The organism is Pseudomonas sp. GW821-FHT01C01, assembly GCF_059422645.1.
Genome location: NZ_JBWKXF010000026.1, coordinates 37,845 through 61,443, shown reverse-complemented (window position 1 = coordinate 61,443; position 23,599 = coordinate 37,845). Strand labels below are relative to the sequence as shown.

The following is a 23,599-nucleotide window of genomic DNA, read 5'->3' as shown; positions in this document are numbered from 1 at the left end:
CAATAGCGTCGCAAGACAACAGTGGAGCTAGTAGATGGCAACTATCAACCAGCTGGTACGTCAGCCGCGTAAGCGTATCGTCGAGAAATCCGACGTGCCTGCGCTGCAGAACTGCCCGCAACGCCGTGGCGTGTGCACCCGTGTGTACACCACCACGCCGAAAAAACCTAACTCGGCACTGCGTAAAGTATGCCGTGTGCGTCTGACCAACGGTTTCGAGGTTTCCTCGTACATCGGTGGTGAAGGCCACAACCTGCAAGAGCACAGCGTGGTACTGATCCGCGGCGGTCGTGTAAAAGACTTGCCAGGTGTTCGTTACCACACCGTTCGCGGTTCGTTGGATACTTCCGGTGTTAAAGGTCGTAACCAGGGTCGTTCGAAGTACGGTACCAAGCGTCCGAAGTAATCGGCCGTTTTGCAGTTTTTCATTTTATTGAGTCGATAAGAGTAAGGTCGGGCACGTATCCACAGGATCTGTCCCGGGCTAACCTGAAGACCGTTTGAGGGCTTATCAATGCCAAGACGTCGCGTAGCAGCCAAGCGTGAGATTCTGGACGATCCGAAATACGGAAGCCAAATCCTCGCCAAATTCATGAACCACGTAATGGAAAGCGGCAAGAAAGCCGTTGCCGAGCGTATCGTTTATGGTGCCCTGGATACCGTGAAGGCTCGTAAGGCCGGCACCGATCCCCTGGAACTCTTCGAAAAAGCACTCGACGCCATCGCTCCGCTGGTCGAAGTGAAGTCGCGCCGCGTTGGTGGTGCTACTTACCAGGTTCCGGTCGAAGTTCGTCCTTCCCGTCGTAACGCTCTGGCAATGCGCTGGCTGGTAGACTTCGCCCGTAAGCGTGGCGAGAAGTCTATGGCTCTGCGTTTGGCTGGCGAACTGTTGGACGCCGCCGAAGGTAAAGGTGCTGCAGTTAAGAAGCGTGAAGACGTGCACCGTATGGCTGAAGCCAACAAGGCTTTCTCGCACTACCGCTTCTAATTTTAGCGTCACTCATTTTGCGAGGGCTTTATGGCTCGTACAACACCGATTAATCGCTACCGTAACATTGGTATCGTTGCTCACGTGGATGCTGGTAAAACCACCACCACCGAGCGCGTCCTTTTTTACACTGGCAAAAGCCACAAGATGGGCGAAGTGCATGACGGCGCTGCGACCACTGACTGGATGGTTCAGGAGCAGGAGCGTGGTATTACCATTACTTCTGCTGCCATTACCGCCTTCTGGCAGGGTTCCGCCAAGCAGCACAAGGACCAATACCGCTTCAACGTCATCGATACCCCGGGTCACGTAGACTTCACCATTGAAGTTGAACGTTCCCTGCGTGTACTCGACGGTGCGGTTGTTGTGTTCTGCGGTACTTCCGGCGTTGAGCCTCAGTCCGAAACCGTATGGCGTCAAGCCAACAAGTACGGTGTTCCACGTATCGTTTACGTGAACAAGATGGACCGTGCCGGTGCGAACTTCCTGCGCGTGATCGCTCAGATCAAGCAGCGTCTGGGTCACACTCCGGTGCCGATCCAGTTGGCTATCGGTTCCGAAGACAACTTCCAGGGTCAGATCGATCTGATGACCATGGAAGCGGTTTACTGGAACGATGCTGACAAGGGCATGACTCCGCGTCGCGAAGCTATCCCTGCTGAACTGCAGGAACTGGCTGAAGAATGGCGCAACAACATGGTAGAGGCTGCGGCCGAAGCCAGCGAAGAGCTGATGAACAAGTACCTCGAAGGGGAAGAACTCTCCATCGAGGAAATCAAGGGTGCTCTGCGTCAGCGTACTATCGCTGGTGAGATCGTTCTGGCTGTTTGCGGTTCCTCCTTCAAGAACAAGGGTGTTCCCCTGGTTCTCGACGCCGTTATCGACTACCTGCCTGCACCAACTGACATTCCTGCCATCAAGGGTACTGACCCGGATGACGAGGAAAAGCAGATGGAGCGTCATGCAGACGACAACGAGCCGTTCTCGGCTCTGGCGTTCAAGATCGCTACCGACCCATTCGTGGGTACCTTGACCTTCGTCCGCGTTTACTCGGGCGTGTTGGCCTCCGGCGACGGCGTGATCAACTCGGTCAAAGGCAAGAAAGAGCGTGTGGGCCGTATGGTGCAGATGCACGCAAACGCCCGTGAAGAGATCAAGGAAGTACGCGCTGGTGACATCGCGGCCTTGATCGGCATGAAGGACGTCACCACCGGTGAAACCTTGTGCAACGCTGACAAGCCAATCATCCTGGTTCGCATGGACTTCCCGGAGCCGGTTATTTCGGTTGCCGTTGAGCCTAAGACCAAGGATGACCAGGAAAAAATGGGTATCGCTCTGGGCAAGCTTGCTCAGGAAGACCCGTCTTTCCGCGTCAAGACTGATGAAGAGACTGGTCAAACGATCATCTCTGGCATGGGCGAGCTGCACCTGGACATCCTGGTTGACCGGATGCGCCGTGAGTTCAACGTCGAAGCCAACATCGGTAAGCCTCAGGTTTCGTATCGTGAGCGCATCACGAAGAACTGCGAAATCGAAGGCAAGTTCGTTCGTCAGTCCGGCGGTCGTGGCCAGTTCGGCCATTGCTGGATCCGTTTTGCTCCTGCTGACGAAGGTCAGGAAGGTCTGCAATTCGTGAACGAAGTAGTGGGTGGTGTGGTTCCTAAGGAATACATCCCGGCTATCCAGAAGGGTATCGAAGAGCAGATGAAGAACGGCGTTGTTGCCGGCTATCCGCTGATCGGCCTGAAGGCTACCGTGTTTGATGGTTCTTACCACGACGTCGACTCGAACGAGATGGCGTTTAAGGTGGCTGCTTCCATGGCGACCAAGCAACTGGCCCAGAAGGGCGGTGGTGAGTTGCTCGAGCCGATCATGGCGGTAGAGGTTGTTACGCCTGAAGACTATATGGGTGACGTGATGGGCGACCTTAACCGTCGTCGCGGCATGATTTTGGGTATGGAAGACACGGTCTCCGGCAAGGTAATTCGCGCTGAAGTTCCGCTGGGCGAGATGTTCGGTTATGCGACCGACGTTCGTTCCATGTCCCAGGGTCGCGCAAGCTACTCTATGGAATTCAAAAAATACAATACAGCTCCGTCGCACATCGTCGAAACTGTAACCAAAAAACAAGGCTGATTCAGTCCTTTAGGCAAGGAGTTAATTGTCGTGGCTAAAGAAAAATTTGATCGTTCCCTACCGCACGTCAACGTTGGCACTATCGGTCACGTTGACCACGGTAAAACCACTCTGACCGCAGCTCTGACTCGCGTTTGCTCCGAAGTTTTCGGTTCTGCAATCGTTGAATTCGACAAGATCGACAGCGCTCCAGAAGAAAAAGCTCGTGGTATCACCATCAACACCGCGCACGTCGAGTACAACTCGAAGATTCGTCACTACGCTCACGTTGACTGCCCAGGTCACGCTGACTATGTGAAGAACATGATCACCGGTGCTGCCCAGATGGACGGTGCGATCCTGGTTTGCTCGGCCGCTGATGGTCCGATGCCACAAACCCGTGAGCACATCCTGCTGTCCCGCCAGGTAGGCGTTCCGTACATCGTGGTTTTCCTGAACAAGGCTGACCTGGTAGACGACGCTGAGCTGCTGGAACTGGTAGAGATGGAAGTGCGCGATCTGCTGAGCACTTACGACTTCCCGGGTGACGACACTCCAATCATCATTGGTTCGGCCCGTATGGCGCTGGAAGGCAAAGATGACAACGAGATGGGCACCACTGCCGTCAAGAAGCTGGTAGAAACTCTGGACAGCTACATCCCAGAGCCAGAGCGTGCTATCGACAAGCCGTTCCTGATGCCAATCGAAGACGTATTCTCGATCTCCGGTCGCGGTACTGTTGTAACTGGTCGTATCGAGCGCGGTATCGTTCGCGTTCAGGATGCACTGGAAATCGTTGGTCTGCGTGACACCACCACCACCACCTGCACCGGTGTTGAGATGTTCCGCAAGCTGCTCGACGAAGGTCGTGCTGGCGAGAACTGCGGCGTTCTGCTGCGTGGCACCAAGCGTGACGACGTTGAGCGTGGCCAGGTTCTGGTTAAGCCGGGTTCGGTTAAGCCGCACACCAAGTTCACCGCAGAAGTTTACGTTCTGAGCAAAGAAGAAGGCGGTCGTCACACTCCGTTCTTCAAAGGCTACCGTCCACAGTTCTACTTCCGTACTACTGACGTGACTGGTAACTGCCAGCTGCCAGAAGGCGTTGAAATGGTAATGCCAGGTGATAACATCCAGATGGAAGTTACCCTGATCAAGACCATCGCAATGGAAGACGGCCTGCGTTTCGCTATCCGTGAAGGCGGTCGTACCGTCGGCGCTGGCGTCGTAGCCAAAATCATCGAATAAGCTTCTCTTTTGAGATAGCTTCGATGCTTTGAAAAGCCCCCGCTCAGCGGGGGCTTTTTTATTGGGTTGACACCCATCTGGGGCGTCTATAGAATTGCGCCTCCTTTTAACGGGCGTATTGCGCCCGGTGGGAATAGCAGCCGGAGTCTGAAATCCAATGCAAAATCAGCAAATCCGTATCAGGTTGAAGGCTTTCGACCATCGCCTGATCGACCAATCAACCCAGGAAATCGTGGAAACCGCGAAACGTACTGGTGCTCAAGTGCGTGGTCCAATTCCACTGCCTACCCGTAAAGAGCGGTTCACCGTTCTGGTCTCCCCGCACGTCAACAAAGACGCGCGTGACCAGTACGAGATCCGTACTCATAAGCGCGTTCTGGACATCGTCCAGCCAACGGATAAAACCGTTGATGCTCTTATGAAGCTTGATCTTGCGGCCGGTGTGGAAGTGCAGATCAGCCTCGGCTAAGACTCGGTCTTAGTCGTGTAACGCTCTGAAATGGGCGGCCATAGCGGGTGAAAGCCCCGTACACTCATGAGGTTTACAACATGACTATTGGTGTAGTCGGTCGTAAATGCGGTATGACCCGTATTTTCACCGAAGAAGGTGTCTCCATTCCGGTCACGGTCATTGAGATCGAGCCGAATCGCGTCACCCAGTTCAAAACTGAAGAGACCGATGGCTATCGTGCAGTGCAAGTCACTGTCGGCGAGCGTCGTGCTTCGCGTGTAACAGCAGCTCAGGCTGGCCACTTCGCTAAAGCGAACGTTGCCGCTGGTCGTACCGTAATGGAATTCCGCCTTGAAGAAGGCGAGTACCAGGCCGGCGATCTGATCAACGCTGAAATCTTCGCCGCTGGTCAACTGGTTGATGTAACCGGTCAGTCCAAGGGTAAAGGCTTCCAGGGTACGATCAAGCGTTGGAATTTCCGCGGGCAAGATAACACCCACGGTAACTCCGTATCCCACCGCGTTCCAGGCTCTATCGGCCAGTGCCAGACTCCTGGTCGTGTATTCAAGGGCAAAAAAATGTCCGGTCATATGGGCGCTGAGCGCGTGACCGTGCAGTCCCTCGAAGTAGTGCGCGTGGACGCTGAACGCAATCTGTTGTTGGTCAAGGGCGCTGTTCCTGGCGCTACTGGCGGCAACTTGGTTGTACGTCCAGCAGCCAAGGCTCGCGGTTAAGGGGAAGCTGACATGCAATTAAATGTAAATGACGCTCAAGCGATCGAAGTTTCCGAACTGACATTTGGCGGCGAATTCAACGAGACGCTGGTTCACCAAGCAGTCGTGGCCTACATGGCTGGCGGCCGTCAGGGTTCCAAGCAGCAAAAGACCCGTTCCGACGTTCGTGGTGGCGGCAAGCGCCCATGGCGTCAGAAAGGTACTGGCCGTGCTCGTGCCGGTACTATCCGTAGCCCAATCTGGCGTGGCGGCGGTACCACTTTCGCAGCTCGTCCTCAGGATCACTCCCAGAAGCTGAACAAGAAGATGTATCGCGCAGCAATGCGTTCCATCCTTGCTGAGCTGGTGCGTACTGATCGTCTGGTCGTGGTTCAGGATTTCGCCGTTGAAACGCCGAAAACCAAAGACCTGCTGGGCAAGCTGAACAACATGAGCCTGACCGACGTTCTGATCGTGTCGGACGCTGTTGATCAGAACCTGTACCTGGCTGCTCGCAACCTGCCACACGTAGATGTACGTGACGTGCAAGGTTCCGATCCAGTTAGTCTGATCGCATACGACAAGGTGTTGATCACCGTGTCGGCCGTGAAGAAATTCGAGGAGCTGCTGGGATGAACCAGGAACGCGTATTTAAAGTTCTGCTTGGCCCGCACGTTTCCGAGAAGGCTACGGTTCTGGCAGACAAGAAAGGCCAGTTCGTTTTCAAGGTTGCTACTGACGCAACCAAGCTGGAAATCAAGAAGGCCGTCGAAAGCCTGTTCAGCGTGAAAGTAGAGCGTGTAACTACCCTGAACGTTCTGGGTAAGAGCAAGCGCACTGCTCGCGGTCTGGGCAAGCGTAATGACTGGAAGAAGGCAGTTATCTCCCTTCAGCCAGGCCAAGATCTCGATTTCAGCAGCAGTGCTGAGTAAGGAAGGGGTGCATCATGGCAATCGTTAAATGCAAACCGACTTCCCCTGGCCGCCGTTTTGTGGTCAAGGTGGTCAACCAGGAGCTGCATAAAGGCGCTCCTCACGCACCGCTGCTCGAGAAGAAATCGAAGACTGGTGGTCGTAACAACAATGGCCGTATTACCACTCGTCACATCGGTGGTGGTCATAAGCAGCATTACCGTATGGTCGATTTCCGTCGCAACGACAAAGATGGCATCGTCGCCACTGTCGAGCGTATCGAATACGATCCAAACCGTACTGCTCACATCGCACTGCTCTGCTACGCAGACGGCGAGCGCCGCTACATCATCGCCCCTAAAGGCGTGAGTGCTGGCGACCAGCTGATCGCAGGCGCTCTGGCTCCAATCAAGCCAGGCAACGCTCTGCAACTGCGCAACATTCCAGTCGGTTCTACCGTACACGGCATCGAACTGAAGCCAGGTAAAGGCGCACAGATCGCTCGTTCCGCTGGTGCTTCGGCTCAGCTGATCGCTCGTGAAGGCGTGTACGTTACCCTGCGTCTGCGTTCCGGTGAAATGCGTAAAGTCCTGGCTGAATGCCGTGCGACCCTGGGCGAAGTCTCGAACTCCGAGCACAGCCTGCGTTCGCTGGGTAAAGCTGGTGCCAAGCGCTGGCGTGGCGTTCGCCCAACCGTTCGTGGTGTTGCCATGAACCCGGTTGACCACCCACATGGTGGTGGTGAAGGTCGTACCTCTGGTGGTCGTCATCCGGTATCGCCATGGGGCTTCCCGACTAAGGGCGCGAAGACTCGTGGTAATAAGCGTACCGACAAAATGATCGTCCGTCGTCGCAAGTAAATAGAGGGATACGACAGTGCCACGTTCTCTGAAAAAAGGTCCTTTTATCGATCTTCACCTACTGAAGAAGATCGAAGTGGCGGCGGAAAAGAACGATCGCAAACCGGTGAAAACCTGGTCGCGTCGTTCGATGATCCTGCCACAAATGGTCGGTCTGACCATCGCAGTACACAACGGTCGTCAGCACGTCCCAGTTCTCGTGAACGAAGACATGGTCGGCCACAAACTGGGCGAGTTTGCCGGTACCCGCACTTATCGCGGGCACGTGGCAGACAAGAAAGCCAAGCGTTAAGGGGTTAGGAAATGGAAGTAGCCGCTAAGTTGTCGGGCGCTCGAATCTCCGCCCAGAAAGCCCGCTTGGTCGCCGACCAGATCCGCGGGAAGAAGGTGGGCGAAGCGCTCAACCTGTTGGCTTTCAGCAGTAAGAAAGCCGCCGAGATCATGAAGAAAGTGCTGGAGTCGGCCGTAGCCAACGCCGAGCATAACGAAGGCGCAGACGTTGATGACCTGAAGGTCAGCACCGTTTTCGTCAACGAAGGGCGTTCGCTGAAGCGCATCATGCCACGTGCCAAAGGCCGTGCTGATCGCATCGTCAAGCGGTCTTGCCATATCACTGTCAAGGTTGCTGACAAGTAACGGAGTCGAAGAGATGGGTCAGAAAGTACATCCCATTGGCATTCGCCTGGGAATCGTCAAGGAGCACACCTCCGTCTGGTACGCAGACGGTCGGACTTATGCGGACTATTTGCTCGCAGATCTGAATGTGCGTGAGTACCTCCAAGACAAACTAAAAAGCGCGTCCGTAAGCCGTATCGATATCCATCGTCCGGCCCAAACTGCACGCATCACCATCCACACCGCTCGTCCAGGTATCGTTATCGGGAAGAAAGGTGAAGATGTTGAGAAACTGCGTCAGGACCTGACCAAGCAAATGGGTGTGCCTGTGCACATCAATATCGAAGAGATCCGCAAGCCGGAGCTCGACGGTATGCTGGTTGCGCAGAGCGTAGCTCAGCAGCTGGAGCGTCGCGTAATGTTCCGTCGTGCTATGAAGCGCGCCGTACAGAACGCCATGCGCATTGGTGCCAAAGGCATCAAAATCCAAGTGAGCGGTCGTCTCGGCGGTGCTGAAATCGCACGTACTGAATGGTATCGCGAAGGTCGTGTGCCATTGCACACCCTGCGTGCCGACATCGACTATGCCAACTACGAAGCTCACACCACTTACGGTGTGATCGGTGTAAAGGTTTGGATCTTCAAAGGCGAAGTAATTGGTGGTCGCCAAGAAGAACTGAAACCACAAGCACCAGCGCCTCGTAAAAAAGCTGCTAAGTAAGGGGTACGCCAAATGTTGCAACCAAAGCGTACGAAGTTCCGCAAGCAAATGACTGGTCACAACCGTGGCCTGGCATTGCGCGGTAGCAAAGTCAGCTTCGGCGAGTTCGCGCTGAAGTCTGTTGCTCGTGGTCGTCTCACCGCTCGTCAGATCGAGTCAGCGCGTCGTGCACTGACCCGTCACGTAAAACGTGGCGGCAAGATCTGGATCCGTGTATTCCCGGACAAGCCTATTTCCAAGAAGCCACTCGAAGTTCGGATGGGTAAAGGTAAGGGTAACGTCGAATACTGGGTTGCCCAGATTCAGCCAGGCAAAGTCCTGTATGAAATCGAGGGTGTTTCTGAAGAGCTGGCGCGTGAGGCTTTCGCCCTGGCTGCTGCAAAGCTGCCGCTCGCCACCTCCTTTGTTAAACGGACGGTGATGTGATGAAAGCGAATGAACTTCGTGAAAAATCCGCACAGCAGCTGAACGAGCAACTGCTCGGCCTGCTGCGCGACCAGTTCAATCTGCGTATGCAGAAAGCAACTGGCCAGTTGGGGCAGTCTCATCTGCTCTCGCAAGTTAAGCGTGACATCGCTCGCGTGAAGACTGTGCTCAACCAGCAGGCAGGTAAGTAATCATGGCTGAAGCCGAAAAAACTGTCCGTACGCTGACTGGCCGTGTTGTCAGCGACAAGATGGACAAAACCATCACCGTTCTGATCGAGCGTCGCGTTAAGCACCCGATCTACGGTAAATACGTTAAGCGTTCGACTAAGCTGCACGCGCACGACGAAACCAATCAGTGCCACATCGGCGACAAAGTCACTATTCGTGAAACTCGTCCTTTGGCCAAGACCAAGTCTTGGGCGCTGGTTGATGTTCTCGAACGCGCTGTGGAAGTCTAAGGACTAGGGGTCGGAGAAATTATATGATTCAGACTCAATCCATGCTCGATGTGGCCGATAACAGCGGCGCTCGCCGTGTTATGTGCATCAAGGTGCTGGGTGGCTCCCATCGTCGTTACGCTGGTATCGGTGACATCATCAAAGTTACCGTGAAGGAAGCAATTCCTCGCGGTAAAGTGAAAAAAGGCCAAGTGATGACTGCTGTTGTAGTCCGCACTCGTCACGGCGTACGTCGTGCAGATGGCTCCATTATCCGCTTTGATGGCAACGCTGCTGTTCTGTTGAACAACAAGCAAGAGCCGATCGGCACCCGTATCTTTGGGCCAGTGACCCGTGAACTTCGTACTGAGAAGTTCATGAAGATCGTCTCGCTCGCCCCAGAAGTGCTGTAAGGAGATCCGACATGCAAAAGATTCGTCGTGACGACGAGATCATCGTGATCGCCGGCAAAGACAAAGGTAAGCGCGGTAAGGTGCTGAAGGTTCTTGCTGACAACCGTCTGGTTGTTGGTGGTCTGAACCTGGTCAAGCGCCATACCAAGCCTAACCCGATGTCGGGCGTACAGGGCGGTATCGTCGAGAAAGAAGCGCCACTGCACGCTTCCAACGTCGCCATCTTCAACGGCGAAACCAACAAGGCTGACCGCGTTGGTTTCAAAGTAGAAGACGGTAAGAAAATTCGTGTCTTCAAGTCGACCCAAAAAGCGGTTGATGCTTGAACACTGCTAGGTAGAAGACCATGGCACGACTAAAAGAGATTTACCGGAAGGAAATCGCTCCGAAACTTAAGGAAGAACTTAAGCTTTCGAACGTGATGGAAGTTCCGCGCGTTACCAAAATCACCCTGAACATGGGTCTGGGCGAAGCGATCGGCGACAAAAAAGTCATCGAGCACGCTGTTGCTGACCTGGAAAAGATCACCGGCCAGAAAGTCGTTGTGACCTACGCTCGGAAATCCATCGCTGGCTTTAAAGTCCGTGAAGGTTGGCCGATCGGCGTCAAAGTGACCCTGCGCCGTGAGCGTATGTACGAGTTCCTGGATCGTCTGCTGTCGATCTCCCTGCCTCGGGTTCGCGACTTCCGCGGCCTGAATGCCAAGTCCTTCGATGGTCGTGGCAACTACAGCATGGGCGTGAAAGAGCAGATCATCTTCCCGGAAATCGACTACGACAAGATCGATGCTCTCCGCGGTCTGGACATCACCCTGACCACCACTGCCAAGAACGATGATGAAGGCCGCGCTCTGCTGCGTGCGTTCAAATTCCCGTTCCGCAACTGATTGGAGTAGGACCATGGCCAAGATGAGCATGAAAAACCGCGAGCTGAAGCGTCAGCTCACGGTTGCCAAGTACGCCAAGAAGCGTGCAGCACTGAAAGCAATCATCGTTGATCTGAACGCAAGTCCAGAAGCACGTTGGGAAGCTACAGTAGCTCTGCAGAAGCAGCCACGTGACGCAAGCGCTTCGCGCATGCGTAACCGCTGCCGCCTGACCGGTCGTCCACACGGCGTTTACCGCAAGTTCGGCCTCGGCCGTAACAAACTGCGTGAAGCTGCCATGCGTGGTGACGTACCGGGTCTGGTTAAAGCCAGCTGGTAAGTACTGTCAAAGTCTCGGTGTCCAGGATCGCAAGATCCTGACCACCGGTGGCCTTGAATCTGGATCAAGCCCCTTTTGGGGCTTGATTCATTTCTGGGGTGTGTCTAGAATACCCGGCTCGCCTGAGCCCGTGTTTTTCATGCCCGGAGATTCTCGGCGACACGTAATAGCCGCAAGGCTAATTTTTTTGTATTAGGAGCGTCTAGCCCATGAGTATGCAGGACCCGTTAGCGGACATGCTAACTCGTATCCGTAATGCCCAGATGGCTGAAAAGTCCGTCGTAAGCATGCCATCTTCCACGTTGAAGGTAGCTGTTGCCAAAGTCCTGAAGGACGAAGGTTACATTGCGGGTTATCAGATCAGCAGCGAAATCAAACCACTGCTGTCCATCGAGCTGAAGTACTTCGAAGGCCGTCCGGTTATCGAAGAAGTGAAGCGCGTTAGCCGTCCAGGCCTGCGTCAGTACAAGTCCGTCGATGATCTGCCAAAAGTTCGTGGCGGTCTCGGTGTGTCTATCGTCTCCACCAACAAGGGTGTGATGACTGATCGTGCTGCGCGCGCTGCCGGTGTCGGCGGCGAAGTTCTTTGCACTGTGTTCTAAGGGGGGATAAGCATGTCTCGCGTCGCTAAGAACCCCGTTAAGCTGCCAGCCGGTGTCGAAGTAAAATTCGCAGGCCAACAGCTTTCGGTGAAGGGTGCCAAGGGCACTCTCGAACTGAACATCCATTCGTCCGTTGAGATCGTTGAAGAAGCTGGTGAGCTGCGTTTCGCTGCTCGCAATGGCGATCAACAGACTCGCGCAATGGCTGGTACCACTCGTGCGTTGGTAAACAACATGGTCCAAGGCGTAAGCCAAGGCTTCGAGCGCAAGCTCCAGCTGGTCGGTGTTGGTTACAAAGCGCAAGCAAAAGGCACAGTGCTGAACCTGGCTCTTGGCTTCTCGCACCCAGTGGATTACGAACTGCCGGAAGGCATCACCGCTGAGACTCCTAGCCAGACCGATATCCTGATCAAGGGCATCGACAAGCAGCTGGTAGGTCAAGTGGCCGCCGAGATCCGCGACTTCCGTCCACCAGAGCCGTACAAAGGCAAAGGTGTGCGCTACGCGGACGAAGTCGTCCGTCGTAAAGAAGCCAAGAAGAAGTAGGGCATAGCAAATGACCGACAAAAAAGTTACTCGACTGCGTCGCGCTCGCAAAGCACGCCTGAAAATGCACGAACTCGAAGTCGTGCGTCTCTGCGTGTTCCGCTCTTCGCAGCACATCTACGCCCAGGTCATTTCGGCCGACGGCAACAAAGTCCTGGCAAGCGCCTCGACTTTGGATAAAGAACTGCGTGATGGTGCCACCGGCAACATCGACGCGGCCACTAAGGTTGGCCAGCTGGTCGCTACGCGTGCTAAGGCCGCTGGCGTCTCGCAGGTGGCTTTCGACCGCTCTGGCTTCAAGTACCACGGCCGCGTTAAAGCGCTGGCTGATGCTGCTCGTGAAGCTGGGCTGGAGTTCTAAGTTATGTCAAATAACGACCAAAAGCGCGACGAAGGCTACATCGAGAAGCTGGTTCAAGTTAACCGCGTAGCCAAAACCGTTAAAGGCGGCCGTATCTTCACTTTCACCGCGTTGACCGTGGTTGGTGATGGTAAGGGCCGTGTTGGCTTCGGCCGTGGCAAGTCGCGTGAAGTGCCTGCTGCGATCCAGAAGGCAATGGAAGCTGCTCGCCGCAACATGATCCAGGTTGATCTGAACGGCACCACCCTGCAGTACGCAATGAAGTCCGCTCACGGCGCTTCGAAGGTGTACATGCAGCCTGCTTCTGAAGGTACCGGTATCATCGCTGGCGGCGCTATGCGTGCTGTCCTCGAAGTTGCTGGCGTTCAGAACGTTCTGGCCAAGTGCTACGGCTCGACTAACCCTGTAAACGTGGTTCACGCCACTTTCAAGGGTTTGAAAGCAATGCAGTCTCCTGAATCCATTGCCGCCAAGCGTGGCAAAAGCGTCAAGGAGATCTTCTGATCATGGCTACCGTTAAAGTTACGCTGATCAAAAGCATGACCGGCCGCATCCCTAACCACAAACTGTGCGTTAAGGGTCTGGGTCTGCGTCGCATCGGTCACACTGTAGAGGTCCAGGATACTCCCGAGAATCGCGGGATGATCAACAAGGCTTACTACATGCTGCGTGTCGAGGGTTAATCGATGAAACTCAATGATCTGAGTCCAGCGCCGGGTTCCCGTCGCGAAAAGCATCGTCCGGGCCGTGGTATCGGTAGCGGTTTGGGTAAGACTGGTGGCCGTGGTCACAAAGGTCAGACCTCTCGCTCCGGTGGCACCATTGCTCCAGGCTTTGAAGGCGGTCAACAGCCGCTGCATCGTCGCCTGCCGAAGTTCGGTTTCGTTTCCCTGAAAGCCATGGACCGCGCAGAAGTGCGTCTGTCCGAGCTGGCTAAAGTGGAAGGCGACATCGTCACCGTGCAGTCCCTGAAAGATGCCAACGTGATCAACGTCAACGTACAGCGTGTGAAAATCATGCTGTCCGGTGAAGTGACTCGCGCTGTCACTATCGGCAAGGGAATCGGCGCCACCAAAGGTGCGCGTGCGGCTATCGAAGCAGCTGGCGGCAAGTTCGAGGAATAAATGGCTAAGCAAGGTGCTCTCTCTGCGCTCGGCAAAGGCGGTATGTCTGAACTCTGGGCTCGTCTGCGTTTTCTGTTCCTGGCGATTATCGTCTACCGAATAGGCGCACACATCCCGGTTCCAGGTATCAACCCGGACCGACTCGCGGACCTGTTTCGACAGAATGAGGGGACCATTCTTAGCTTGTTCAACATGTTTTCCGGCGGCGCGCTGGAACGGATGAGCATCTTTGCACTGGGGATCATGCCGTACATCTCGGCATCGATCATCATGCAGCTGATGACCGCCGTCAGCCCGCAGCTGGAGCAGTTGAAGAAGGAAGGTGAAGCTGGCCGTCGCAAGATCAGCCAGTACACCCGCTACGGCACTGTCGTCCTCGCTCTCGTTCAGGCTATTGGCATGTCCATTGGTCTGGCGGGGCAGGGCGTTGCGTTCACTGGTGACTTTGGCTTCCATTTCGTCGCGGTATCCACGTTTGTGGCTGGTGCGATGTTCATGATGTGGCTGGGTGAGCAGATTACTGAGCGTGGTGTTGGCAACGGTATCTCGATGTTGATTTTTTCGGGTATCGTCGCCGGTCTTCCGAGAGCGATCGGGCAGTCTTTCGAGTCTGCGCGTCAGGGTGATATCAATATCTTCGCCCTGGTTGCCATCGGTTTGCTGGCAGTAGCGATTATCGGTTTCGTGGTGTTCATTGAGCGTGGTCAGCGTCGTATTGCTGTTCACTACGCCAAGCGTCAGCAGGGCCGCAAGGTCTTTGCTGCGCAGACCAGCCACTTGCCGCTGAAGGTGAACATGGCCGGTGTTATTCCGGCTATTTTCGCGAGCAGCATTTTGCTGTTCCCGGCTTCGTTGGGTGCCTGGTTCGGCCAGTCTGAAGGTATGGGCTGGTTGCAGGACATCTCGCAGTCGATCGCTCCTGGTCAGCCGTTGAATATTCTGCTGTTTAGTGCAGGGATTATTTTCTTCTGCTTCTTCTATACGGCGTTGATGTTCAATCCGAAAGACGTAGCGGAAAACCTGAAGAAGTCCGGTGCCTTTATTCCGGGCATCCGTCCAGGTGAGCAGTCTGCGCGCTACATTGATGGCGTTCTGACTCGTTTGACCATGTTCGGTGCTCTTTACATGACGGCCGTGTGCCTGCTGCCCCAGTTCCTGGTGGTTGCAGCCAACGTACCGTTCTACCTTGGCGGGACCTCGTTGCTGATCGTCGTCGTGGTTGTGATGGACTTCATGTCCCAAGTACAATCGCACCTCGTTTCGCACCAGTACGAATCCCTGATGAAGAAAGCCAACCTGAAGGGTTACGGCAGCGGCATGCTGCGCTGACCCATAAGGTTCGAGGAGTTGGTGATGAAAGTTCGTGCATCGGTGAAAAAGCTGTGCCGTAACTGCAAGATTATTCGCCGCGAAGGTGTTGTTCGAGTAATTTGCAGCGCGGAACCGCGTCACAAACAGCGCCAAGGCTGAGTGTGATTGTGCTTCAAGCCCGGCAGCTAGTGCGCTGCCGGGTTGATTATTTGTTATTACAGCGATATTATCTCGCGCCCTATTTCTTGGCTTCCGGGGCGTAGGTAGCTGTCAATTGGAGTCCCACTGAATGGCCCGTATTGCAGGCGTTAACATTCCAGATAACAAGCATACTGTTATCTCGCTGACCTACATCTATGGTGTTGGTCGCACTACTGCACAGAAAATTTGTGCAGAGACTGGGGTAAACCCAGCAGCAAAGATCAAAGATCTGAGCGACGAGCAGATTGAACAGCTGCGTGGCGAAGTGGCGAAGTTCACCACTGAAGGTGACCTGCGTCGCGAAATCAACATGAAAATCAAGCGCTTGATGGACCTCGGTTGCTATCGCGGTCTGCGTCATCGTCGCGGTCTTCCAGTACGCGGTCAGCGTACCAAGACCAACGCGCGTACCCGTAAAGGTCCGCGTAAGCCGATCCGCAAGTAATCGCCCCAGCGAATCGACAGGAATTTAATCATGGCAAAACCTGCTGCTCGTCCTCGTAAAAAAGTTAAAAAGACAGTGGTTGATGGCATCGCCCACATCCATGCATCTTTTAACAACACCATCGTGACCATTACCGACCGTCAAGGTAACGCTCTTTCCTGGGCTACCTCCGGTGGTTCGGGTTTCCGCGGTTCCCGCAAGTCCACCCCGTTTGCTGCTCAAGTAGCTGCTGAACGTGCTGGTCAAGCTGCGCTGGAATACGGCCTGAAAAACCTCGACGTTAACGTCAAAGGTCCAGGTCCAGGTCGTGAATCCGCAGTCCGCGCTTTGAACGGCTGTGGCTACAAGATCGCCAGCATCACCGACGTGACGCCAATCCCGCACAACGGGTGCCGTCCGCCGAAGAAGCGCCGCGTGTAATCCAGGAGATTGTAAAGAATGGCTCGTTACATTGGTCCAAAATGCAAACTCGCTCGTCGCGAAGGCACCGATCTCTTCCTGAAGAGCGGCGTGCGCGCGATCGAATCGAAGTGCAACATTGAAGCAGCACCTGGTATCCACGGCCAACGCCGCGGTCGCCAGTCCGACTACGGCACCCAACTGCGTGAAAAGCAGAAGGTCCGTCGTATCTACGGCGTTCTCGAGCGTCAATTCAGCGGCTACTACAAAGAAGCTGCTGGCAAGAAAGGTGCAACTGGCGAAAACCTGCTGCAACTGCTCGAATGCCGTCTGGACAACGTTGTATACCGTATGGGCTTTGGTTCGACTCGTGCCGAATCCCGTCAGCTGGTATCGCACAAGTCGATCAGCGTAAACGGTCAGACCGTTAACGTTCCGTCCTACCAGGTTCGTGCTGGTGACGTGGTTGCAGTTCGCGAGAAAGCAAAAAACCAACTTCGCATTGTCCAAGCTCTCGATCTGTGTGCCCAACGTGGCCGCGTAGAATGGGTAGAAGTAGACACTGAGAAGAAGTCGGGCGTTTTCAAGAACGTTCCAGCTCGCAGTGATCTGTCCGCCGACATCAACGAAAGCCTGATTGTCGAGCTCTACTCCAAGTAAGGGCTAGAAAATAGGTGCATCCATGCAGATTTCGGTAAATGAGTTCCTGACACCCCGCCACATTGATGTGCAGGTTGTCAGTCCAACCCGCGCCAAGATCACTCTCGAGCCTCTCGAGCGTGGCTTTGGCCACACCCTGGGCAACGCGCTGCGCCGCATCCTGTTGTCCTCAATGCCCGGCTGTGCAGTAGTCGAGGCCGAGATTGACGGTGTGCTCCACGAGTACAGCGCCATCGAAGGTGTACAGGAAGACGTAATTGAAATCCTGTTGAACCTTAAAGGTCTGGCTATCAAGCTGCACGGCCGTGACGAAGTTACGCTGACCTTGTCGAAGAAGGGTTCGGGGGTGGTTACCGCTGCCGATATTCAGCTGGATCATGATGTCGAGATCGTTAACCCCGATCACGTAATCGCTAACCTGGCGTCTAACGGCGCCCTGAACATGAAGCTCGTAGTAGCTCGTGGTCGTGGTTATGAACCGGCAGACTCGCGTCAGAGCGATGAAGACGAAAGCCGCAGCATCGGTCGCTTGCAGCTTGACTCTTCGTTCAGCCCGGTTCGCCGTATCGCATACGTGGTGGAAAACGCCCGTGTCGAGCAGCGTACTAACCTGGACAAGCTGGTTATTGATCTGGAAACCAACGGTACTCTGGATCCTGAAGAGGCAATTCGCCGCGCTGCAACCATCCTGCAACAGCAGTTGGCTGCGTTCGTCGACCTCAAGGGTGACAGTGAGCCAGTGGTTGTCGAGCAGGAAGACGAGATCGATCCGATCCTGCTTCGCCCGGTTGACGATCTGGAACTGACTGTACGTTCGGCTAACTGCCTTAAGGCGGAAAACATTTACTACATCGGTGACCTGATTCAGCGTACCGAAGTGGAACTGTTGAAGACTCCGAACCTGGGCAAGAAATCCTTGACTGAAATCAAGGACGTTCTGGCCTCCCGCGGTCTGTCCCTCGGCATGCGCCTCGACAACTGGCCGCCTGCAAGTCTTAAGAAGGACGACAAGGCGACTGCCTGATCGTCGTAATCACCGAACGTAGTGTTTGGTAAGGAATGAACCATGCGTCATCGTAAAAGTGGTCGTCACCTGAGCCGCACCAGCTCGCACCGCAAGGCCATGTTCCAAAACATGGCGGTGTCGCTGTTCGAGCACGAGCTGATCAAAACGACTCTGCCAAAAGCCAAAGAACTGCGCCGCGTTGCCGAGCCGCTGATCACTCTGGCCAAGACAGACAGCGTTGCTAACCGTCGTCTGGCTTTCGACCGTACTCGTTCGAAAGCTATCGTTGGTAAGCTCTTCAACGACCTGGGCAAGCGTTACGCTACCCGTGAGGGTGGCTACCTGCGCATCCTCAAGTGCGGTTTCCGCGCTGGCGACAACGCGCCTATGGCGTACGTCGAGTTGGTTGATCGTGCTACTGCTGGCGAAGCTGTATCCGCCGAGTAAGACGTCAGTCTGAAACAAAGAACCGGGCCTAGTGCCCGGTTTTTTGTGTCTGTAAGAAATGTACCTTCGTATAATCCTTGGATCCTTCCCGTTGTCATATTATCGGTTGGGGGCTGATCATTAGTTATTTTCTATCGATGCCTGCAAGTTAATGAATTTGTAGGTGTAACATTGATGATCAATACTCCTTCTCAGCCGATAGCCGGCAGTTCAAGACCGACAGAGGAAGGAAGATCGCATGAGCCAAAACAAAACGCTTACCACCGCCAGTGGCGCTCCTGTTGCCGATAACCAGAATTCCCGTTCCGCCGGCCCTCGTGGCCCGCTGCTGCTCGACGACTTTCATCTGATCGAGAAGCTTGCCCACTTCAACCGTGAAAACATCCCTGAGCGCCGTGTGCACGCCAAAGGCTCGGGTGCCTACGGTACGTTCACCGTGACTCGCGATATCACTCAATACACCAGCGCAAAGCTGTTTGAGGCAGTCGGCAAGCAAACCCCGACTTTCCTGCGGTTTTCCACTGTGGGTGGTGAGCGTGGTTCGGCCGATACCGAGCGTGATCCACGCGGGTTTGCCTTGAAGTTTTACACCGAGGAAGGCAACTGGGACATCGTCGGCAATAACACGCCAGTGTTCTTCATTCGTGACCCATTGAAGTTTCCGGACTTTATCCACACCCAGAAGCGTTTGCCGCAAAGCAACCTGAAAAGTGCCCAGGCGATGTGGGACTTCTGGTCGCATTCGCCCGAGGCGTTGCACCAGGTCACCATCCTGTTCTCCGACCGGGGTATCCCTGACGGATACCGCCACATGCACGGCTTCGGCAGCCACACTTACAGCCTCATCAACGCTCAAGGCGAGCGTCACTGGGTGAAGTGGCACTACAAGAGCAAGCAAGGGATTAAAAACCTTGCGCCTGCCGAGGCTGCGCGCCTGGCGGGGACTGATCCGGATTACGCCCAGCGCGATTTATTCAATGCCATTGAGCGCGGTGATTTTCCGAAATGGCGCGTGTGCATTCAGATCATGAGCGAGGCGCAGGCAGCGGCGCACTACGAGAACCCGTTTGATGTGACCAAAACCTGGTCGCAGAAAGAGTTTCCATTGATTGAAGTCGGAGAGCTGGAGCTCAATCGCAATCCGCAGAACTACTTCGCGGAAGTCGAGCAAGCGGCGTTCGGCCCTAGCAATATGGTGCCAGGCGTTGGTCTCTCGCCGGATCGTATGCTGCAAGGCCGGGTGTTCGCCTATGCGGATGCTCACCGCTACCGTGTCGGCACCAACCACCAACAGTTGCCAGTCAACGCTCCGCGCAGTCCAGTCAACACGTATCAGCGTGATGGCTCGATGGCTTTTGGCAGCAATGGCGGTGCGGCACCGAACTACGAGCCAAACAGCTACGTAGAATCGCCGAAGCAGGCGCCTCGTTACGCAGAGCCGGCGTTGGCCCTCAGTGGTGCTGCCGATCGTTACGACCACCGTGAAGATACCGATTACTACAGTCACGCCGGCGCTTTGTTCCGCTTGATGACTGAAGAGCAGAAATCACTGCTGGTCAGCAACATCGCCGGTGCGATGGCGGGTGTGTCGAGTGATGTGGTTGACCGCCAGTTGCAGCATTTCTACAAGGCCGACCCGGCGTACGGAGAAGCAATCGCAAAGCTGCTCAACGTACAGCTTAACGAAGTCTAAATGAGAAGCAGAACCGCCCTTGTTTGGGCGGTTTTTTGCGTTATTTAAGCTGCTTTTCTCAGAATATCTTCGCTTTTATTGCGTCTGGCGAGTGACGATAGAGACATGTTGGTTCAAACTACAACTTTCAAGCAGGGAGATGTAGGGCGATGCAAGGCCACCCAGATGTGATCGATTACCTCAACACGTTGCTGACCGGCGAACTGGCCGCGCGTGATCAATATTTCGTCCACTCGCGGATGTATGAGGACTGGGGTTTCACCAAGCTCTACGAACGAATCAACCACGAGATGGAAGAAGAAGCCGGGCACGCTGATGCCTTGATGCGCCGGATTCTGATGCTCGAGGGCACTCCGCGCATGCGTCCGGACGATCTTGATGTCGGCACCACGGTGACCGAGATGCTCGAAGCGGATTTGCGCCTGGAATACAAGGTGCGGGCTGCGCTGTGCAAGGGTATCAAGCTCTGCGAGCAGCACAAGGACTACGTCAGCCGCGAAATGCTGCGGGTTCAACTGCATGACACCGAAGAAGATCACACTTACTGGCTCGAGAAGCAGTTGGGTCTGATCAAGTTGATCGGGCTTGAGAACTACCTGCAGTCCCACGCCTGATTGCATAGGGGAAGCCCCAACGTCTTTTGTAGGAGCGAGCTTGCTCGCGAAAAATCTGAAGGCGCTGCGTTATCGTTTACGACCTTCGCGAGCAAGCTCGCTCCTACAGATACAAAAAAAGCCCCTGTCACTGATGAAGTGACAGGGGCTTTTTAGTGGGGCCCGGTTAAGCCCGATCACGCTCCAGCAGCGGCTTGAGGTAGTAGCCGGTGTGAGATTGCTTCATCTCGGCCACTTCCTCCGGCGTGCCGACGGCAATGATCTGCCCACCCTTGGAACCGCCTTCCGGACCCAGGTCTACCAGCCAGTCAGCGGTCTTGATCACATCCAGGTTGTGTTCGATCACCACCACGGTGTTGCCGTGGTCGCGCAGGCGATGCAACACATCCAGCAGTTGCTGAATGTCCGCGAAGTGCAGCCCGGTAGTCGGTTCATCGAGGATGTACAGGGTTTTACCGGTATCGCGCTTGGACAGTTCGCGGGAGAGTTTCACCCGCTGGGCTTCACCGCCGGACAGCGTGGTCGCCGATTGCCCCAGCTTGATGTACGACAGGCCGACGTCCATCAACGTTTGCAGCTTGCGCGCCAGTGCCGGTACGGCATCGAAGAACTCCCGCGCTTCCTCGATGGTCATCTCGAGGGTTTCGTGGATGCTCTTGCCCTTGTACTTGATCTCCAGGGTTTCACGGTTGTAGCGCTTGCTCTTGCAGACATCGCACGGCACATAGATATCCGGCAGGAAGTGCATCTCTACCTTGATCAGGCCGTCGCCCTGGCAAGCCTCGCAGCGTCCACCCTTGACGTTGAAGGAGAAGCGCCCCGGCCCGTAGCCCCGGGAGCGAGACTCCGGTACGCCGGCGAACAACTCGCGGATCGGCGTGAACAGCCCGGTGTAGGTCGCCGGGTTCGAGCGCGGCGTGCGGCCAATCGGGCTCTGGTCGATGTCGACGACCTTGTCCAGGTGTTCCAGGCCCTTGATGCTGTCGTGGACGGCCGCTTCAAGGGTAGTGGCGCCATTTAGCGCTGTAGCGCTCAAAGGGAACAGCGTGTTGTTGATCAGCGTCGACTTGCCGGAGCCGGATACGCCGGTGACACAGGTCAGCAGGCCGATCGGAATCTCCAGGTCGACATTGCGCAAGTTGTTGCCACGCGCGCCTTTGAGCGACAGCGTCAGCTTCTTGTTGCGCGGTGTGCGCCTGGCCGGGACTTCGATCTTCACCCGGCCCGACAGGTATTTGCCCGTCAGCGAGTCCGGGTGCGCCATGACCTCGGCCGGTGTACCTTCGGCGACGATATGCCCGCCGTGCACGCCGGCGCCCGGGCCGATGTCCACCACGTAGTCGGCCAGGCGGATCGCGTCTTCGTCGTGCTCGACCACGATCACCGTGTTGCCGATATCGCGCAGATGCTTGAGGGTGCCCAGCAGCCGGTCGTTATCGCGCTGATGGAGGCCGATGGAGGGTTCGTCGAGGATGTACAGAACGCCCACCAGACCGGCGCCAATCTGGCTGGCCAGACGGATACGCTGGGCTTCGCCACCGGACAAGGTGTCGGCACTGCGGTCCAGCGACAGATAATCGAGGCCGACGTTGACCAGGAACTGCAGGCGCTCACGGATTTCCTTGAGGATCTTGTCGGCAATTTCGCCACGGCGACCGGTGAGCTTGAGCCCGCCAAAATAATCGGACGCATCGCCGATCGGCAGGTTGGTCACCGCCGGCAGGGTTTTCTCGCCGACCCACACGTGCCGTGCCTCACGGCGCAGGCGGGTGCCGCGGCAGTCCGGGCACGACTGGGTGCTGAGGAACTTGGCCAGTTCTTCGCGCACCGATGCCGATTCGGTTTCGCGGTAACGGCGCTCCAGGTTCGGCACGATGCCTTCGAACGGATGCGAGCGTTTGACGATGTCGCCACGATCGTTCAGGTATTTGAAATCGACGTTTTGCGAGCCGCTGCCGTGCAGGATGAATTTCTGCTGGTCGGCCGGCAGTTCGTTGAACGGCACTTCCAGGCTGAACTTGTAGTGCGAGGCCAGCGAGCCGAGCATCTGGAAGTAATAGACGTTGCGCCGATCCCAGCCACGAATCGCCCCTTCGGCCAAGGTCAATTCACCATTGACCAGGCGCTTGATGTCGAAGAACTGCTTCACCCCCAAGCCATCACAGGTCGGGCAGGCGCCGGCCGGGTTGTTGAAGGAGAACAGCTTGGGTTCCAGCTCGCTGATGGCGTGGCCGCAGATCGGGCAGGCGAAGCGTGCGGAGAAGATCATCTCTTCACCCGGCTCGTCATCCATCGGCGCTACCAGGGCGATGCCGTCCGCCAGCTTCAGCGCGGTCTCGAAGGATTCGGCCAGGCGTTGTTGCAGGTCGGCGCGAACCTTGAAGCGGTCGACCACGACATCAATGGTGTGTTTTTTTTGCTTGTCGAGCTTGGGTGCTTCGTCCAGCTCGTAAAGCTTGCCGTTGATCCGGGCACGGACGAACCCTTGGGCGCGCAGTTCTTCGAAAACCGACAGGTGCTCGCCTTTGCGCTCGCGGATGACCGGCGCCAACAGCATCAGCTTGCTGCCCTCCGGTTCGGCGAGAACCAGGTCGACCATCTGGCTGACGGTTTGTGCTTCCAGCGGGATGTCGTGATCCGGGCAGCGCGGAATACCCACGCGTGCATAAAGCAGGCGTAGGTAGTCGTAGATTTCGGTGATGGTGCCGACCGTCGAACGCGGGTTGTGCGAGGTGGACTTCTGTTCGATGGAGATCGCCGGCGAAAGACCTTCGATGGTGTCGACGTCGGGTTTTTCCATCATTGACAGGAACTGCCGGGCGTAGGCCGACAGCGATTCGACGTAGCGGCGCTGACCTTCGGCGTACAGGGTGTCGAAAGCCAGGGACGACTTGCCGGAGCCGGACAGGCCGGTGATGACGATCAGCTTGTCCCGTGGCAGGGTCAGGTCGATGTTCTTCAGGTTGTGGGTTCGAGCCCCACGAATCAGGATCTTGTCCAAGGTGGCCTCGCTTGGCGGGCGTCGAAAACGTAGGAGTATACGGCCAAATACTGGATGGATGCACACTATCAAACGAGAGGGTTACTG

Annotated in this window: 35 protein-coding genes; 34 read left to right on the top strand and 1 reads right to left on the bottom strand. The window is 55.7% G+C overall.

Annotated features, from left to right (window positions below; genetic code table 11):
* Positions 1-34: 34 nt before the first annotated feature.
* The 34 genes from rpsL to bfr all read left to right on the top strand — a co-directional run bounded on the left by rpsL (position 35) and on the right by bfr (position 20,511).
* Complete coding sequence (gene rpsL / locus AC07XF_RS17100; protein ID WP_003186084.1) at positions 35-406, top strand: 30S ribosomal protein S12; 372 nt, start codon at positions 35-37, stop codon at positions 404-406.
* A 108-nt stretch (positions 407-514) separates the two neighbouring features.
* Positions 515-988, top strand: coding sequence for a 30S ribosomal protein S7 (rpsG, locus tag AC07XF_RS17095; RefSeq protein ID WP_007970418.1), 474 nt, complete (start codon positions 515-517; stop codon positions 986-988).
* A 30-nt stretch (positions 989-1,018) separates the two neighbouring features.
* The gene (fusA, locus tag AC07XF_RS17090; RefSeq protein ID WP_057400627.1) at positions 1,019-3,124 is read left to right on the top strand and encodes an elongation factor G; all 2,106 of its coding nucleotides are present in this window, start codon (positions 1,019-1,021) and stop codon (positions 3,122-3,124) included.
* 30 nt (positions 3,125-3,154) lie between these two features.
* Entirely contained in the window at positions 3,155-4,348 is a 1,194-nt protein-coding gene (gene tuf, locus AC07XF_RS17085) for an elongation factor Tu (RefSeq protein WP_007984412.1), read from the top strand.
* 157 nt (positions 4,349-4,505) lie between these two features.
* Positions 4,506-4,817, top strand: a complete 312-nt coding sequence (rpsJ, locus tag AC07XF_RS17080) for a 30S ribosomal protein S10 (RefSeq protein ID WP_003186070.1) — start codon at positions 4,506-4,508, stop codon at positions 4,815-4,817.
* Between the two features lie 80 nt (positions 4,818-4,897).
* Positions 4,898-5,533: a 50S ribosomal protein L3 gene (gene rplC / locus AC07XF_RS17075; protein ID WP_003186059.1), complete on the top strand. Its 636-nt coding sequence runs from the start codon at positions 4,898-4,900 to the stop codon at positions 5,531-5,533.
* A gap of 12 nt (positions 5,534-5,545) precedes the next feature.
* Positions 5,546-6,148, top strand: coding sequence for a 50S ribosomal protein L4 (rplD, locus tag AC07XF_RS17070; protein WP_003228735.1), 603 nt, complete (start codon positions 5,546-5,548; stop codon positions 6,146-6,148).
* On the top strand, positions 6,145-6,444 hold the full coding sequence (rplW, locus tag AC07XF_RS17065; RefSeq protein WP_002555488.1) for a 50S ribosomal protein L23: 300 nt from the start codon (positions 6,145-6,147) through the stop codon (positions 6,442-6,444). Before rplD ends, rplW begins: the two co-directional genes overlap by 4 nt.
* Before the next feature lie 14 nt (positions 6,445-6,458).
* On the top strand, positions 6,459-7,283 hold the full coding sequence (rplB, locus tag AC07XF_RS17060; RefSeq protein WP_003228734.1) for a 50S ribosomal protein L2: 825 nt from the start codon (positions 6,459-6,461) through the stop codon (positions 7,281-7,283).
* Positions 7,284-7,299: 16 nt separating this feature from the next.
* Positions 7,300-7,575: a 30S ribosomal protein S19 gene (rpsS, locus tag AC07XF_RS17055; RefSeq protein ID WP_002555486.1), complete on the top strand. Its 276-nt coding sequence runs from the start codon at positions 7,300-7,302 to the stop codon at positions 7,573-7,575.
* 11 nt (positions 7,576-7,586) lie between these two features.
* The gene (gene rplV / locus AC07XF_RS17050; RefSeq protein WP_003103908.1) at positions 7,587-7,919 is read left to right on the top strand and encodes a 50S ribosomal protein L22; all 333 of its coding nucleotides are present in this window, start codon (positions 7,587-7,589) and stop codon (positions 7,917-7,919) included.
* 13 nt (positions 7,920-7,932) lie between these two features.
* Entirely contained in the window at positions 7,933-8,619 is a 687-nt protein-coding gene (rpsC, locus tag AC07XF_RS17045; protein WP_007970424.1) for a 30S ribosomal protein S3, read from the top strand.
* Positions 8,620-8,631: 12 nt separating this feature from the next.
* Positions 8,632-9,045 carry a 50S ribosomal protein L16 gene (gene rplP, locus AC07XF_RS17040; RefSeq protein WP_003228729.1) on the top strand — a complete coding sequence of 138 codons (414 nt, stop codon included), beginning with the start codon at positions 8,632-8,634 and terminating at the stop codon, positions 9,043-9,045.
* On the top strand, positions 9,045-9,236 hold the full coding sequence (gene rpmC / locus AC07XF_RS17035; RefSeq protein WP_002555481.1) for a 50S ribosomal protein L29: 192 nt from the start codon (positions 9,045-9,047) through the stop codon (positions 9,234-9,236). Before rplP ends, rpmC begins: the two co-directional genes overlap by 1 nt.
* A gap of 2 nt (positions 9,237-9,238) precedes the next feature.
* The gene (gene rpsQ / locus AC07XF_RS17030; protein ID WP_003176419.1) at positions 9,239-9,505 is read left to right on the top strand and encodes a 30S ribosomal protein S17; all 267 of its coding nucleotides are present in this window, start codon (positions 9,239-9,241) and stop codon (positions 9,503-9,505) included.
* Between the two features lie 23 nt (positions 9,506-9,528).
* Positions 9,529-9,897: a 50S ribosomal protein L14 gene (gene rplN / locus AC07XF_RS17025; RefSeq protein ID WP_002555479.1), complete on the top strand. Its 369-nt coding sequence runs from the start codon at positions 9,529-9,531 to the stop codon at positions 9,895-9,897.
* An 11-nt stretch (positions 9,898-9,908) separates the two neighbouring features.
* Positions 9,909-10,223: a 50S ribosomal protein L24 gene (gene rplX / locus AC07XF_RS17020; RefSeq protein ID WP_003186046.1), complete on the top strand. Its 315-nt coding sequence runs from the start codon at positions 9,909-9,911 to the stop codon at positions 10,221-10,223.
* A 20-nt stretch (positions 10,224-10,243) separates the two neighbouring features.
* On the top strand, positions 10,244-10,783 hold the full coding sequence (rplE, locus tag AC07XF_RS17015; RefSeq protein ID WP_003210069.1) for a 50S ribosomal protein L5: 540 nt from the start codon (positions 10,244-10,246) through the stop codon (positions 10,781-10,783).
* A 13-nt stretch (positions 10,784-10,796) separates the two neighbouring features.
* Positions 10,797-11,102 (top strand): 30S ribosomal protein S14, encoded by a 306-nt coding sequence (rpsN, locus tag AC07XF_RS17010; RefSeq protein ID WP_003176414.1) that lies wholly within the window; start codon positions 10,797-10,799, stop codon positions 11,100-11,102.
* Positions 11,103-11,311: 209 nt separating this feature from the next.
* On the top strand, positions 11,312-11,704 hold the full coding sequence (gene rpsH, locus AC07XF_RS17005) for a 30S ribosomal protein S8 (RefSeq protein WP_003186040.1): 393 nt from the start codon (positions 11,312-11,314) through the stop codon (positions 11,702-11,704).
* 12 nt (positions 11,705-11,716) lie between these two features.
* Positions 11,717-12,250, top strand: coding sequence for a 50S ribosomal protein L6 (gene rplF / locus AC07XF_RS17000; RefSeq protein ID WP_003176412.1), 534 nt, complete (start codon positions 11,717-11,719; stop codon positions 12,248-12,250).
* 10 nt (positions 12,251-12,260) lie between these two features.
* The gene (gene rplR, locus AC07XF_RS16995) at positions 12,261-12,611 is read left to right on the top strand and encodes a 50S ribosomal protein L18 (RefSeq protein WP_003186037.1); all 351 of its coding nucleotides are present in this window, start codon (positions 12,261-12,263) and stop codon (positions 12,609-12,611) included.
* A 3-nt stretch (positions 12,612-12,614) separates the two neighbouring features.
* Positions 12,615-13,115 carry a 30S ribosomal protein S5 gene (gene rpsE, locus AC07XF_RS16990; RefSeq protein WP_003186035.1) on the top strand — a complete coding sequence of 167 codons (501 nt, stop codon included), beginning with the start codon at positions 12,615-12,617 and terminating at the stop codon, positions 13,113-13,115.
* A gap of 2 nt (positions 13,116-13,117) precedes the next feature.
* Positions 13,118-13,294, top strand: coding sequence for a 50S ribosomal protein L30 (gene rpmD / locus AC07XF_RS16985; RefSeq protein ID WP_003176408.1), 177 nt, complete (start codon positions 13,118-13,120; stop codon positions 13,292-13,294).
* 3 nt (positions 13,295-13,297) lie between these two features.
* Entirely contained in the window at positions 13,298-13,735 is a 438-nt protein-coding gene (rplO, locus tag AC07XF_RS16980; protein ID WP_003228720.1) for a 50S ribosomal protein L15, read from the top strand.
* Positions 13,736-15,064: a preprotein translocase subunit SecY gene (gene secY, locus AC07XF_RS16975; RefSeq protein WP_003228718.1), complete on the top strand. Its 1,329-nt coding sequence runs from the start codon at positions 13,736-13,738 to the stop codon at positions 15,062-15,064.
* Positions 15,065-15,088: 24 nt separating this feature from the next.
* A complete protein-coding gene (gene rpmJ / locus AC07XF_RS16970; protein ID WP_002555468.1) occupies positions 15,089-15,205 on the top strand; it encodes a 50S ribosomal protein L36 in 117 nt (38 codons plus the stop codon).
* Positions 15,206-15,335: 130 nt separating this feature from the next.
* Complete coding sequence (gene rpsM / locus AC07XF_RS16965; protein WP_009045849.1) at positions 15,336-15,692, top strand: 30S ribosomal protein S13; 357 nt, start codon at positions 15,336-15,338, stop codon at positions 15,690-15,692.
* Positions 15,693-15,722: 30 nt separating this feature from the next.
* Positions 15,723-16,112, top strand: a complete 390-nt coding sequence (gene rpsK, locus AC07XF_RS16960; RefSeq protein WP_002555466.1) for a 30S ribosomal protein S11 — start codon at positions 15,723-15,725, stop codon at positions 16,110-16,112.
* Positions 16,113-16,130: 18 nt separating this feature from the next.
* On the top strand, positions 16,131-16,751 hold the full coding sequence (gene rpsD / locus AC07XF_RS16955; RefSeq protein ID WP_003176404.1) for a 30S ribosomal protein S4: 621 nt from the start codon (positions 16,131-16,133) through the stop codon (positions 16,749-16,751).
* A 22-nt stretch (positions 16,752-16,773) separates the two neighbouring features.
* Complete coding sequence (locus AC07XF_RS16950) at positions 16,774-17,775, top strand: DNA-directed RNA polymerase subunit alpha (RefSeq protein WP_007970428.1); 1,002 nt, start codon at positions 16,774-16,776, stop codon at positions 17,773-17,775.
* Between the two features lie 42 nt (positions 17,776-17,817).
* A complete protein-coding gene (rplQ, locus tag AC07XF_RS16945) occupies positions 17,818-18,204 on the top strand; it encodes a 50S ribosomal protein L17 (RefSeq protein WP_007970429.1) in 387 nt (128 codons plus the stop codon).
* 238 nt (positions 18,205-18,442) lie between these two features.
* Positions 18,443-19,897 carry a catalase gene (locus tag AC07XF_RS16940; protein WP_495027372.1) on the top strand — a complete coding sequence of 485 codons (1,455 nt, stop codon included), beginning with the start codon at positions 18,443-18,445 and terminating at the stop codon, positions 19,895-19,897.
* Positions 19,898-20,046: 149 nt separating this feature from the next.
* Complete coding sequence (gene bfr, locus AC07XF_RS16935) at positions 20,047-20,511, top strand: bacterioferritin (protein WP_007970123.1); 465 nt, start codon at positions 20,047-20,049, stop codon at positions 20,509-20,511.
* Positions 20,512-20,677: 166 nt separating this feature from the next.
* On the opposite strand, the gene uvrA is transcribed toward bfr, so the two are convergent.
* The gene (uvrA, locus tag AC07XF_RS16930) at positions 20,678-23,512 is read right to left on the bottom strand and encodes an excinuclease ABC subunit UvrA (protein WP_495027371.1); all 2,835 of its coding nucleotides are present in this window, start codon (positions 23,510-23,512) and stop codon (positions 20,678-20,680) included.
* Positions 23,513-23,599 lie beyond the last annotated feature (87 nt).

Excerpts from the sequence above, each read along its gene's own strand:
- rpsL (WP_003186084.1), top strand. The coding sequence starts at position 35 with ATGGCAACTATCAACCAGCTGGTACGTCAGCCGCGTAAGCGTATCGTC.
- rpsG (WP_007970418.1), top strand. The coding sequence starts at position 515 with ATGCCAAGACGTCGCGTAGCAGCCAAGCGTGAGATTCTGGACGATCCG.
- fusA (WP_057400627.1), top strand. The coding sequence starts at position 1,019 with ATGGCTCGTACAACACCGATTAATCGCTACCGTAACATTGGTATCGTT.
- rpsJ (WP_003186070.1), top strand. The coding sequence starts at position 4,506 with ATGCAAAATCAGCAAATCCGTATCAGGTTGAAGGCTTTCGACCATCGC.
- rplC (WP_003186059.1), top strand. The coding sequence starts at position 4,898 with ATGACTATTGGTGTAGTCGGTCGTAAATGCGGTATGACCCGTATTTTC.
- rplD (WP_003228735.1), top strand. The coding sequence starts at position 5,546 with ATGCAATTAAATGTAAATGACGCTCAAGCGATCGAAGTTTCCGAACTG.
- rplW (WP_002555488.1), top strand. The coding sequence starts at position 6,145 with ATGAACCAGGAACGCGTATTTAAAGTTCTGCTTGGCCCGCACGTTTCC.
- rplB (WP_003228734.1), top strand. The coding sequence starts at position 6,459 with ATGGCAATCGTTAAATGCAAACCGACTTCCCCTGGCCGCCGTTTTGTG.
- rplV (WP_003103908.1), top strand. The coding sequence starts at position 7,587 with ATGGAAGTAGCCGCTAAGTTGTCGGGCGCTCGAATCTCCGCCCAGAAA.
- rpsC (WP_007970424.1), top strand. The coding sequence starts at position 7,933 with ATGGGTCAGAAAGTACATCCCATTGGCATTCGCCTGGGAATCGTCAAG.
- rplP (WP_003228729.1), top strand. The coding sequence starts at position 8,632 with ATGTTGCAACCAAAGCGTACGAAGTTCCGCAAGCAAATGACTGGTCAC.
- rpmC (WP_002555481.1), top strand. The coding sequence starts at position 9,045 with ATGAAAGCGAATGAACTTCGTGAAAAATCCGCACAGCAGCTGAACGAG.
- rpsQ (WP_003176419.1), top strand. The coding sequence starts at position 9,239 with ATGGCTGAAGCCGAAAAAACTGTCCGTACGCTGACTGGCCGTGTTGTC.
- rplN (WP_002555479.1), top strand. The coding sequence starts at position 9,529 with ATGATTCAGACTCAATCCATGCTCGATGTGGCCGATAACAGCGGCGCT.
- rplX (WP_003186046.1), top strand. The coding sequence starts at position 9,909 with ATGCAAAAGATTCGTCGTGACGACGAGATCATCGTGATCGCCGGCAAA.
- rplE (WP_003210069.1), top strand. The coding sequence starts at position 10,244 with ATGGCACGACTAAAAGAGATTTACCGGAAGGAAATCGCTCCGAAACTT.
- rpsN (WP_003176414.1), top strand. The coding sequence starts at position 10,797 with ATGGCCAAGATGAGCATGAAAAACCGCGAGCTGAAGCGTCAGCTCACG.
- rpsH (WP_003186040.1), top strand. The coding sequence starts at position 11,312 with ATGAGTATGCAGGACCCGTTAGCGGACATGCTAACTCGTATCCGTAAT.
- rplF (WP_003176412.1), top strand. The coding sequence starts at position 11,717 with ATGTCTCGCGTCGCTAAGAACCCCGTTAAGCTGCCAGCCGGTGTCGAA.
- rplR (WP_003186037.1), top strand. The coding sequence starts at position 12,261 with ATGACCGACAAAAAAGTTACTCGACTGCGTCGCGCTCGCAAAGCACGC.
- rpsE (WP_003186035.1), top strand. The coding sequence starts at position 12,615 with ATGTCAAATAACGACCAAAAGCGCGACGAAGGCTACATCGAGAAGCTG.
- rpmD (WP_003176408.1), top strand. The coding sequence starts at position 13,118 with ATGGCTACCGTTAAAGTTACGCTGATCAAAAGCATGACCGGCCGCATC.
- rplO (WP_003228720.1), top strand. The coding sequence starts at position 13,298 with ATGAAACTCAATGATCTGAGTCCAGCGCCGGGTTCCCGTCGCGAAAAG.
- secY (WP_003228718.1), top strand. The coding sequence starts at position 13,736 with ATGGCTAAGCAAGGTGCTCTCTCTGCGCTCGGCAAAGGCGGTATGTCT.
- rpmJ (WP_002555468.1), top strand. The coding sequence starts at position 15,089 with ATGAAAGTTCGTGCATCGGTGAAAAAGCTGTGCCGTAACTGCAAGATT.
- rpsM (WP_009045849.1), top strand. The coding sequence starts at position 15,336 with ATGGCCCGTATTGCAGGCGTTAACATTCCAGATAACAAGCATACTGTT.
- rpsK (WP_002555466.1), top strand. The coding sequence starts at position 15,723 with ATGGCAAAACCTGCTGCTCGTCCTCGTAAAAAAGTTAAAAAGACAGTG.
- rpsD (WP_003176404.1), top strand. The coding sequence starts at position 16,131 with ATGGCTCGTTACATTGGTCCAAAATGCAAACTCGCTCGTCGCGAAGGC.
- AC07XF_RS16950 (WP_007970428.1), top strand. The coding sequence starts at position 16,774 with ATGCAGATTTCGGTAAATGAGTTCCTGACACCCCGCCACATTGATGTG.
- rplQ (WP_007970429.1), top strand. The coding sequence starts at position 17,818 with ATGCGTCATCGTAAAAGTGGTCGTCACCTGAGCCGCACCAGCTCGCAC.
- AC07XF_RS16940 (WP_495027372.1), top strand. The coding sequence starts at position 18,443 with ATGAGCCAAAACAAAACGCTTACCACCGCCAGTGGCGCTCCTGTTGCC.
- bfr (WP_007970123.1), top strand. The coding sequence starts at position 20,047 with ATGCAAGGCCACCCAGATGTGATCGATTACCTCAACACGTTGCTGACC.